Consider the following 2,197-nt stretch of genomic DNA (forward strand, 5'->3'; position numbering starts at 1 on the left):
GGGAATTTAAGCCTTCGGAGTGTTAAACCAAACAGGAGTAGAATTTTTCGAAACTGGACACGATGAACAAGGAAGGAAACATAAACTTTTATAAGTTTCGATAGAAACTTTATAAAGTTTTATAAGATTTCTGTAACGGAAAAAATATGACATCATTTATCCAGATTATTATTTCCGGCTTAGAAACCGGCAGTTTATATGCTTTGGCAGCCTTGGGAGTTGTATTAATTTACCGAGTGTCTGGTGTTACAAACTTCGCCCAAGGGGAAATGGCCATGTTCTCCAGTTTTGTCGCCTTTACGGTTTGGAGAAGGGGATTAGAACAAACGGCACATCCTTTTATCTATAACAATGCCTATGTAATCGCCTTTATAGCTGCTATAGTTTTTGCTATTTTTTTCGGTTTTGTTGTAGAAAGGTTTTTTATCCGTCCAGCAAGTAGAGGTTCAATGGTCGGGAAGATGATAGTGACTTTGGGATTGATCATGATCGTCAATGGAGTAGCAGGGGCTATTTTCGGTACAGATTCCCACTTTATGAGAAGGGCAATCACCCCTGACATGATAGAACACTTTTATATAGGAGATGTTTTAATTAGACCTAATGCAATTTTTATTATTCTAATTACCTTAGTGATAATGTCTGTACTGTTTTATATTATTAAAAATACCATGTTTGGTATTGCCATTAGGGCAACAGCCCAAAATGAAGGGGCAGCAAGGCTTATGGGAATTCCCACCTCAAAGGTTTCTTCAGCAGCATGGATTTTAGCTACTGTATTGGGGGCGGTGGCAGGAGTTTTAATTGCCCCTGCGACAAATGTTAGTACAAATATGATGGCTGATGTACATTTAAAATCTTTCATTGCCGCAGTACTGGGAGGATTTAATTCCTTTATTGGCCCTGTAGTAGGTGGGTTGATGATTGGAGTTTTAAATAACCTGGTGGGTATGTATATTTCCTTAAAGTGGAGAACAGTAATTGTCTATGGTTTTCTCATTTTGATTTTAATATTTAAACCTGAAGGCATCTTTGGAAAAGTCATGAGGAAGAAGGTGTAAGGGGATGGATAGATACCTAAATGTTGTAAAGAAATATTTAAATTATAAACCGGTTCAATATCTTTTGTATGGAATATTGTTTTCCTTGATACCCTTTTTGGATATATACTTTTCCTTTCTAACAAGGGCCAATATATCTTTACTTACCAGGGTAATGATTTTTGCCATCGCAGCATTAGGCTTTAATATCCTGTTAGGATATTCTGGGCAAGTTTCATTAGGTCATGCTGCATTTATGGGAATGGGTGCCTATATTTCTGCAAATTTAATGATGAAATTAAATTTTCCTTTTCTGTTGGCTATGTTAATCTCTGGAATAATTCCCATGCTCATTGGGTTATTGTTAGGTTTAGTAGCTTTAAGGTTAGCTAGACTGTATTTAGCTATAGCTACATTGGGGTTAGCTGTAACAATCCAAGAGATTTTTAAAGAATGGGATTGGTTTACTGGAGGTTATTCAGGGATTAGAGGAATTCCTAGAGCTAGTATTTTAGGTTTTGAGTTTATTAGGCCACAGCATTACTTGATCTTAGTTACTTTTATCCTAGTCTTTTTTGCAATATTTTCTTATAACTTTTTAAGTTCCAAGACAGGAAGGGCTTTAGTTGCTATGCGGGATAGTGAAGAAGCGGCTCAAGCTATGGGTGTAAGTCTATTTAAGTACAAATTAATAGCTTTTGCTGTCAGTGCCTTTTACGTAGGAGTAGCCGGTTCCCTTTATGCCCATTTTATAAGATTTTTAGAGCCAACCTATTGGGATGTAGTACTATCTTTAGATTTACTGGCAATGGTGGTTATTGGAGGTTTAGCTTCCATAGGTGGTAGTATATTTGGTGCCGCATTTATTCAAATGGTTCCAGATATTATTAGGAAAATCCCCCTCTTTGAAGGTATACCTAATATTAACTTTATCTTAACAGGATTGGTTTTGATAGTGATGATAATTTACGTGCCAGAAGGTTTAAGTAGAAAATTTTCAGCACTTTTTTACCGAGGGAAAAATAAAGTTTTGCTGAAGATAAAAAGGGATACTAAAGGTGCAAAGGTAATGTAAAAAGTTCTATGAAAAAATAGATTAAATACCACACGAACAGATTAGCATAAAGAAAAATAACGTAATCGCTCTTGACAAACAG

General features: G+C 35.9%; 2 protein-coding genes. Both read left to right on the forward strand.

Features of this window, described 5'->3' with window-relative positions; genetic code table 11:
- The first annotated feature begins 146 nt into the window (after positions 1 to 146).
- Positions 147 to 1,061, forward strand: coding sequence for a branched-chain amino acid ABC transporter permease (locus tag BMX60_RS11745; RefSeq protein ID WP_091351616.1), 915 nt, complete (start codon positions 147 to 149; stop codon positions 1,059 to 1,061).
- Between the two features lie 4 nt (positions 1,062 to 1,065).
- The gene (locus tag BMX60_RS11750; protein WP_091351617.1) at positions 1,066 to 2,115 is read left to right on the forward strand and encodes a branched-chain amino acid ABC transporter permease; all 1,050 of its coding nucleotides are present in this window, start codon (positions 1,066 to 1,068) and stop codon (positions 2,113 to 2,115) included.
- Positions 2,116 to 2,197: the final 82 nt, after the last annotated feature.

Source organism: Anaerobranca gottschalkii DSM 13577, from assembly GCF_900111575.1.
GTDB classification, from domain to species: domain Bacteria; phylum Bacillota; class Proteinivoracia; order Proteinivoracales; family Proteinivoracaceae; genus Anaerobranca; species Anaerobranca gottschalkii.